The organism is Stenotrophomonas capsici (assembly GCF_034961085.1).
GTDB lineage: Bacteria > Pseudomonadota > Gammaproteobacteria > Xanthomonadales > Xanthomonadaceae > Stenotrophomonas > Stenotrophomonas capsici.
The window spans coordinates 1-7,534 of the sequence record NZ_JAYFUH010000078.1 but is presented as its reverse complement, the minus strand read 5'-3'; the positions used below and the strand labels follow the sequence as shown (position 1 = coordinate 7,534).

Genomic DNA, 7,534 nt, shown 5'->3' with positions numbered 1-7,534 from the left:
CGTTTCCGGGGTGTGGATCCGGCGCGGGTATCCGCCTTGCTGGAATCTTCCGGGCCCGGTCGATGCATAAAAAAAGACCCGATCTTTCGATCGGGTCTTTCGTGTCTGGCAGCCCCGGAAGGATTCGAACCTCCGAATGTCTGAGTCAGAGTCAGATGCCTTACCGCTTGGCGACGGGGCTGTGGTGCAGCGCGATTATCGCACATCCGGCCCGCTGGTTGGGCATTGGCGCGAGAGGGTGGAACAGAAAAGGCCTGATCTTTCGATCAGGCCTTTTTGTGTCTGGCAGCCCCGGAAGGATTCGAACCTCCGAATGTCTGAGTCAGAGTCAGATGCCTTACCGCTTGGCGACGGGGCTGTAGTGCAGGTGGAACCTGCGTTCCCATGGTGGCTATGGGTGGACTCGAACCACCGACCCCAGCATTATGAGTGCTGTGCTCTAACCGGCTGAGCTACATAGCCTTGGGAGCCGGTAATTCTGGTGGTGCCGCGTCATTCTGTCAACAGATTTTTTCGCGCTTGTGGCCTGCGCAAGGCCATGGCAGAGTCCTCGGCAGTAGAAATTTTAGGAGTCCGCATCGTGATCGATCCGGACGGCTATCGACCGAATGTCGGCATTGTGCTGATGCGGGAGGATGGGCAGGTGTTCTGGGCACGACGCGTGCGCCGGGATGGCTGGCAGTTCCCGCAGGGCGGAATGAATACCGACGAAACGCCTGTCGAAGCCATGTACCGCGAGCTGCAGGAGGAAACCGGCCTGCTGCCCGAACACGTCGAAGTACTGGGGGCGACCCCCGGATGGCTTCGCTACCGGCTGCCCAGCCGGGCCGTACGCCGCAACGAACGCCAGGTCTGCATCGGCCAGAAGCAGGTCTGGTTCCTGTTGCGCCTGACCGGCGACGAGGCGCATGTGCGCCTGGACCAGACCGAGACCCCCGAGTTCGATCATTGGCGCTGGGTGGATTTCTGGTACCCGGTCGAGCATGTGGTGATCTTCAAGCGCGGTGTCTATGCCCGTGCATTGCGGCACCTGGCGCCATTGGCGCGGGGCATCGCCGGGTCCGGCGTGCAGTCGATGCCGGCCTCGGCGCTGGAGGCCTGGCTGCCGGGCAATACCGCCGGGCACGACCGGCCGCGCAAGCGGCAACGGCGGCAGGGGCCATGGCGGAAGAAGATTAATAATGATTAACGGCTGGAATTGACAACCATTATCATTTGCGGTGGAATGCGCTCAGCCAATCAGGGCTGTCCAACGAGCAAGCATCCGTGTACGTCTGCATCTGCAATGGGGTTACCGATCACCAGATCCGTGAAGCCGCGCTTGCCGGTTGTGACAGCGTGGCCGAACTGACCATGCGCACCGGATGCGGCTCCAATTGTGGCTCCTGCCTGGACATGGCCGCAGGCCTGCTGGAGCAGGCGCGGCTGACCCGCGAGTTGCCCTTGCCGATGTTGCAGGCCGCCTGAGCCTGCCCGCCGCCGCGGCGGCTAATGATCACGATTCGCGTTCCTTCATTGCGCGCCGACAACGGGTAGAGTTCGCCCGTTCACACCGTCGGAGTCCGTGCCATGAAAGGCGACGCCAAAGTCATCGAGTTTCTCAACAAGGTCCTCTACAACGAGTTGACCGCAATCAACCAGTACTTCCTGCACGCCAAGATGCTGAAGAACTGGGGCCTGAAGGAACTGGCCGAGCACGAGTACAAGGAATCGATCGACGAGATGAAGCACGCCGATGCGCTCTCCGATCGCATCCTGTTCCTCGAGGGACTGCCGAATTTCCAGGCGTTGGGCAAGCTGCGCATCGGCGAGAACCCGACCGAGATCCTGAAGTGCGACCTGGCCCTGGAGAACGAGGCCGTCGTGGTGCTGCGCGATGCCGTGGCCTACGCCGAGTCGATCAGCGACTACGTCAGCCGCGAGCTGTTCGTGAAGATCCTCGATTCGGAGGAGGAGCACATCGATTGGCTGGAGACCCAGCTGGACCTGATCGAGCGCATTGGTGAGCCGAACTACCTGCTGACCAAGATCGACGACTGAGTTCCGGGGTCTCGCCACGACGGCGTCATGTGCGGTGGATGACCGCGCATGGCGCCGTTGTCGTTTGTGCGGTTTGGTGCGTGGGGCGGCGTTGCCGTGTCGCGTTGAGCGGATGTGCCGGGTGCGGACGGGGTTGGGGACGGGGCCGGGATTCCGTCCCGGCCCGCGCAACCGGTAGCCAGGGCGCAGGGCTGGCGGGGACCTTCGTCCCGCCGGTGTCAGGACTGCGGCAGGCCGTGCTGGTAGGCGGCCAGGGCGATGCGGGCGCGGGCGAATTCGGCGATCACCAGCGCGGCCATGACCGTCGGGCGTTCCAGCGTGCCGGTGCGCGCGGCGTGTTCGATGCGGCGGGCGGCATCGGACAGGGCCTGCGCACCGACATTGCCGCTGGAGGACTTCAGGCTGTGCGAGATCTCGCGGATGCGCTCGTTGTCCGCCATCGCGGCAGCCTGCTGCAACTGTTCGACCAAGCGGGGCGTTTCGTCGAGGAACAGGGCGATGATCGCGCCGGTTTCATCGCCGGCTATCTCGAACAGCTCGTCCAGCACGGTGGTGTCCAGCACCGCCATGGCCGGCACGTCGGCCGGGCCAGGTGACGGGGGCGCCGCGGGGGCGCTGGGGGCTTCTGAAGGCATGGGCGTGTCGGTTGTGGTGGTGGCAGCGGGCGGCAGGTGCCGATGGCGTTGCAGGCAGGCCTGCAGTTGGGCGCGTGAGATGGGTTTGGAGAGGTAGTCATCCATGCCGGCATCCAGGCAACGCTGGCGGTCGCCGGCCATGGCGTTGGCGGTCATGGCGATGATCGGCAGCCGCGCGCTGCCGGTGCTGGCCTCGTGCGCGCGCCAGCGGCCGGTGGCGGCATAGCCGTCCAGTACCGGCATCTGGCAGTCCATCAGCACGGCCTCGTAGTCGTGCCGGCGCAGCTTGTCCAAGGCAATGGCCCCGTTCTCGGCGGCGTCGGGGATGCAACCCAGGACCTTGAGCAGCTTCTGCGCCACCATCAGGTTGACCGGATTGTCCTCGACCAGCAGCACCTTCATGCCGGTCAGGTCGACGTTGTCGGTCGCGGGAAGCGCCTCGGGCGCAGCCGGCACGGGCGTTGGCGCGCTGATGGCCGGTGCAGCTGGCGTGGCAGGGGGAGCCGGAACCGGCGGGGTCGTCGGTTCCGCGTCGGGTGTGGCACCGGCATGAACGTTCGTGGCCGTGGCAACAGGTGCGGTGCTGGCCGCAATCGTTGCTGCCGGCGCATCGTCGTGGCGCGGTGCGACCACCCGTGGTGCCGCCAGCGCCTGGCGCAGCTGTGCGTCGGCCAGGTGTTTGGGCAGCAGTATCGCCGCGCCGGTCTGCAGGTCCTCGGCCGGTGGCGCATCGCCCTGCAGCCACACCAACCGGGGAGCGGTATTGCCCATGCGCTCGACGGCACGCTGCAAGGCGACCGCACTGCCGCGCTGGGACTCCAGGTCGCCGATGACGGCATGGAAGCTGCTGCTGGTGGCGGGGTTGCGCAGGTACTCCAGGGCTTCCTGCAGGCCCGGCGCCGCCAGCGGCTCGTAGCCCCAGGTGGCGAGGATGCGCTCGAAGCGCTGGCGCAGGCGTTGTTCGGGCAGCAGCAGCAGGACCTTGCGGGGCTTGCCGAGGTGATCGGGTTGCTGCAGGTCGCCGATGACCTTGAGCAGCGGGATCTCGAACCAGAACGTGGCGCCGCGCCCCGGCTGTGACTGCACGCCGATGGTGCCGCGCATCAGGTCGACGATGCGCTTGCAGATGGCCAGGCCCAGCCCGGTGCCGCCGTACAGGCGGGTGGTGGAGGCGTCGGCCTGGGTGAAGGCATTGAACAGGCGTTCCTGCTGCGCGCTGTCCAGGCCGATGCCGGTGTCGCGCACCTCGAAGCGCAGCTGGTGCTGCGCCGGGGTCTCGCCGAGCCGCTTGACGTTGACCTGCACGCTGCCGCGCTCGGTGAACTTGATCGCATTGACCAGCAGGTTGCCCATCACCTGGCGCAGCCGCACCGGATCGCCGCGCACCGGCAGGCGCACGGCCGGATCGATGTGCAGCGACAGGCGCAGGCCCTTGTGCTCGGCGGCGCGCTGCATCAGCAGCAACATGCCTTCCAGGGTCTCGCGCAGGTTGAAGGTGGTGATCTCCAGCTCCAGCCGGTTCGCCTCGAGCTTGGAGTAGTCCAGGATGTCATCGACGATGCGGAACAGCTGCCGTGAACTCTCGGTGGCCGTGTTGAGCATGTTGCGCTGCTCCGGATCCAGCGGTCCCTGCGAGACCATCTCCAGCATCGGCAGGATGCCGTTGAGTGGCGTGCGGATCTCGTGGCTCATCGTGGCCAGGAATTCACCCTTGGCCAGCGTGGCGGCCTCGGCGGCCTGCTTGGCCTGCAGCAGTTCCTGCTCGAGCTTGCCGTGGCGTTGCTCGGCCTGGCGCAGGCGATTGCCTTCCAGCTGCAGCTCGTCGTTCTGCAGCTGCAGGGCATGTGCATCGCGTGCCAGGCCATTGCCGCTGATCGCCGCCAGCAGCGCGGCGATGGTCGCGGCGATAGCGGCCGCGCCACCGGCCACGGCCGGCACCTGCGGCAGCCAGGCGGTGGCAGCGGAGGCCGCCGCGCAGCCGGCGGCCAACAGCGCCCAGTTGCGCGCTCCCCCGTGGCCGGCCACTTACAGCACCGCGTTCTGGAAATCGAAATTGAGCTCGGCGCCGGCGTGCTGCACGACGTTGCCCTGGATGAAGTCCACGCCCCCCATCCACATCGCCGCGGCGGCCTGCGGGTCTTCGATCTGCTGGCCGATGATCTGCACGTTGGCGCGGTGGGCCAGGTCGATGGTGGTGCGCAGCTCATCGCGCAGTTTCTGGCTGGTGTGGCTGCCGGCGTAGCGCGCGGCCATGCGCACGTAGCTCAGCGGCAGCTGGGTCAGCAGGGCGTTGGCTTCATCGCCGGGTTCGAACTGGCTCAGGCAGAACTGCACGCCGGCCGGCATCAGCCGTGCGCAGAACTGCTGCAGGCCGACCACATGCACGAGTGCATCGGACAGGCGGACGTCGATGACCAACCCGTTGCCGGCGACCTGGCGGTCCTGCAACGCCTTGAGCAGCCAGTCGGCATAGGCACCGCGGGCCAGCGTGCGCAGCGACTGGGACACGAACAGGCGCATCGGCGGGGTGGCGAACTGGTACAGGTGCAGCAGGCCGAGCGCGTGTTCGACCACCTGCTGGTCGAGGTCGGCGATGCGGCCGGCGGCTTCGGCGGCCGGGATGACCTGGCCGGCGGAAAGCAGGGTGCCGTTGCTCTGGCGCAGGCGCAACAGCAGCTGGTACTGCGCCGTGTCGCTGCCGGCGACGGCGACGATGGGCTGGTAGGCCAGCTCCAACTGGCCGTCCAGCAGGGCCAGGTGTTCCTTGTTCTGGGCCTCGTCCTCGGGCACGTAGGCAGCGCTGCCGGTATGGCTCAGGCGCGCCTGCAGGGTAGTGCGCTCGACCGCTTCCAGCGCGTTGTCCGCGTCGGCGAAGCCCTGCGACAGGCGGGCATGGCCGACGGCGCAACGCAGGAAGACCGATTCTTCCTCGCGTGCGGAGAACGGCTGCGCGGACAGGATAGTGCGGGTGAACTGGGCCAGTTCCTCGACCTTGGTCTCGTCCAGGTCGCGGGCCAGCAGCAGGAAGCTGTTGTCGTTCAGGCGTGCCAGCTGGTAAGGCTTGAGCCCGCCGAACAGGCGCTGTGCGGCCTGCACCATCAACCGTTCGAAGCTGGCGTAGCCGTAACGCTCGCGCAGGCCCAGCGCGCTGGCGATCTCGATGAACAGCAGTCCGCCGCTGGCCGAGGCCGCCAACGCCGCCTGCAGCTGCTGCATGACGTTGTGGCGCGTGGGCAGGCCGGTTTCCGGGTTGTTCAACAGCGGGCCGGGCTCGCTGCGGCCGGCCGGCTGCATGCGGTTGCGGCGGATCCGGTTGGCGACCGCGGCGACCAGGTGGCGAGGGCGGATCGGCTTGACCAGCACGTCGTCGGCACCGCAATCGAGTACTTCGAACTGGCGGTCCGGGTCGGCTTCACCGGTCAGGAACACGATCGGCAGCAACTGCTGCTGCGGATGCTGGCGGATCATCGCGGTCAGGCGCATGCCGTCGATGCCGGGCATGTGCAGGTCCATCAGGATCAGGTCGGGGCGGTGCTCGGTGATGGCCTGCTGCACGCCATCGACATCCATCTGCACGAAGGCCTGCATGCCGGCGCCATGCAGCACGCTCTGCGCGAACAGCGCCTGGGAGCGGTTGTCCTCGATGATAAGGACCCGGTACGGCGCTTCGGCATCGGTGGCCTGCGCCGGATCGGCGGCCGGGGCGTCCTCGCCGCTGCTGCGGATCTGCGCCTGCACGGCTTCGGCCGGCGGCGCATTGCGCACGCTCCAGCGCTGCCAGTAGCCGGCGGGCGGGGTTTCCGCACGAATGGGTCGGGCGGTCGGGGTCGGGGTGTCGGTGCTTGCCATTTCTGCTCCCGGTGGGCCGGGCGATTATGCGTTCAGGAAGAGGGTGGCAGCGACCGTTCGCCACTGCCGGAAAGGGGAGGCGTCGCCGCCGGGGCCGCGAACAGGCGCTTGAGGCCGCGCCACAGCATGCGCCAAACCAGCCAGACCACCAGCGCTCCGAGGATGCTGGCGCCCAGCACGAAGCACAGTGCCAGCCACGGATGCGCCAACGCCAGCGCCAGGCCGCCGACGACCACGGTGTCCTCGGCGACGGAGGCGACCCAGTTGCTGGCCGGCTCGGGCGAGGTGTTGAGCAGGGCGCGGGTGCCGGACTTGAGCCCATGGCTGGCCAGCGCGACGCCGGCGCCGGCAACGAGGGCGCCGGTGCCGAGCTGGCCGTCCGGCGACAGCGTGGCGGCGGCCAGGAACGCCCCGGCGGGCACGCGGGCCAGGGTCTGGACCAGGTCCCAGATCGAATCCACGCCGGGTATCTTGTCGGCGAAGAACTCGGCCGCGGCCAGCGCGGCGGAGGTGCCCAGCACCCACCACGATTCAGTGGCCTGCAGGGCTGGAGGCAGGTCCACCCAGCCCAGCAGCCCGGCCAGACCGACGCCGAACACGGTCAGGTAGACACGGATGCCGGCCAGCCAGGCCAGCAGGATGCCGATGACGAATATGTGGGCTTCGGTCATGGGAGGGGCCGCGTGCGAACCGTGAGCAGGGTCCCAACTATCGGATATGCCCGCGATGATTGCCAGATGCGCGGGTACAGGCGTCGGCCATCGACTCTCGTTTACACTGGCCCGTCGTTAGTCAGACCGAGCAAGGCCGCCCTGTCGGGGCGCCGGAGCCTGCCATGAGCCCTCGACCCACTTCCCGTTTCCAGATCACCCCCCGTGGCGGCGCATCGGCGCGGCCGGGCTGGGTGCCGCTCGCGCTGCTGGCCGGTGCCTGGCTGTTGTCACTGCTGCTGGTGGGCTGGCTGTCGGCGCGCTATGCCTCCCCCGATGCCGGAGGCCTGCGCGAGAAGC

The 7,534-nt window shown here is 67.7% G+C and carries 6 protein-coding genes and 3 tRNA genes; 3 read left to right on the top strand and 6 right to left on the bottom strand.

Annotated features, from left to right (window positions below):
- Positions 1-106: 106 nt before the first annotated feature.
- The 3 genes from VA603_RS06620 to VA603_RS06610 all read right to left on the bottom strand — a co-directional run bounded on the left by VA603_RS06620 (position 107) and on the right by VA603_RS06610 (position 462).
- Positions 107-181, bottom strand: a tRNA-Gln gene (locus VA603_RS06620).
- A 102-nt stretch (positions 182-283) separates the two neighbouring features.
- Positions 284-358: transfer RNA gene (locus tag VA603_RS06615), tRNA-Gln, on the bottom strand.
- A gap of 27 nt (positions 359-385) precedes the next feature.
- Positions 386-462: transfer RNA gene (locus tag VA603_RS06610), tRNA-Met, on the bottom strand.
- 118 nt (positions 463-580) lie between these two features.
- On the opposite strand from VA603_RS06610, the gene VA603_RS06605 reads away from it, so the two are divergent.
- The 3 genes from VA603_RS06605 to bfr all read left to right on the top strand — a co-directional run bounded on the left by VA603_RS06605 (position 581) and on the right by bfr (position 2,040).
- Positions 581-1,189, top strand: coding sequence for an RNA pyrophosphohydrolase (locus tag VA603_RS06605; protein WP_323438314.1), 609 nt, complete (start codon positions 581-583; stop codon positions 1,187-1,189).
- 77 nt (positions 1,190-1,266) lie between these two features.
- Positions 1,267-1,467, top strand: a complete 201-nt coding sequence (locus VA603_RS06600; protein ID WP_132863322.1) for a (2Fe-2S)-binding protein — start codon at positions 1,267-1,269, stop codon at positions 1,465-1,467.
- Between the two features lie 102 nt (positions 1,468-1,569).
- A complete protein-coding gene (gene bfr, locus VA603_RS06595) occupies positions 1,570-2,040 on the top strand; it encodes a bacterioferritin (protein WP_132863324.1) in 471 nt (156 codons plus the stop codon).
- A gap of 218 nt (positions 2,041-2,258) precedes the next feature.
- Here the strand turns inward: bfr and VA603_RS06590 are convergent, their stop codons facing one another.
- Genes VA603_RS06590 through VA603_RS06580 form a run of 3 tightly spaced genes read right to left on the bottom strand, consistent with a single transcriptional unit; the run spans position 2,259 to position 7,195 of the window.
- Positions 2,259-4,700: an ATP-binding protein gene (locus tag VA603_RS06590; protein ID WP_425603671.1), complete on the bottom strand. Its 2,442-nt coding sequence runs from the start codon at positions 4,698-4,700 to the stop codon at positions 2,259-2,261.
- A complete protein-coding gene (locus tag VA603_RS06585) occupies positions 4,701-6,524 on the bottom strand; it encodes an EAL domain-containing protein (protein WP_132863328.1) in 1,824 nt (607 codons plus the stop codon).
- Positions 6,525-6,556: 32 nt separating this feature from the next.
- On the bottom strand, positions 6,557-7,195 hold the full coding sequence (locus VA603_RS06580) for a DUF4126 domain-containing protein (RefSeq protein WP_132863329.1): 639 nt from the start codon (positions 7,193-7,195) through the stop codon (positions 6,557-6,559).
- Positions 7,196-7,534 lie beyond the last annotated feature (339 nt).

Bases quoted from the DNA above. Each gene is read 5' to 3' on its own strand.
- VA603_RS06580 (WP_132863329.1), bottom strand. From the start codon at position 7,195: ATGACCGAAGCCCACATATTCGTCATCGGCATCCTGCTGGCCTGGCTG.
- bfr (WP_132863324.1), top strand. From the start codon at position 1,570: ATGAAAGGCGACGCCAAAGTCATCGAGTTTCTCAACAAGGTCCTCTAC.
- VA603_RS06585 (WP_132863328.1), bottom strand. From the start codon at position 6,524: ATGGCAAGCACCGACACCCCGACCCCGACCGCCCGACCCATTCGTGCG.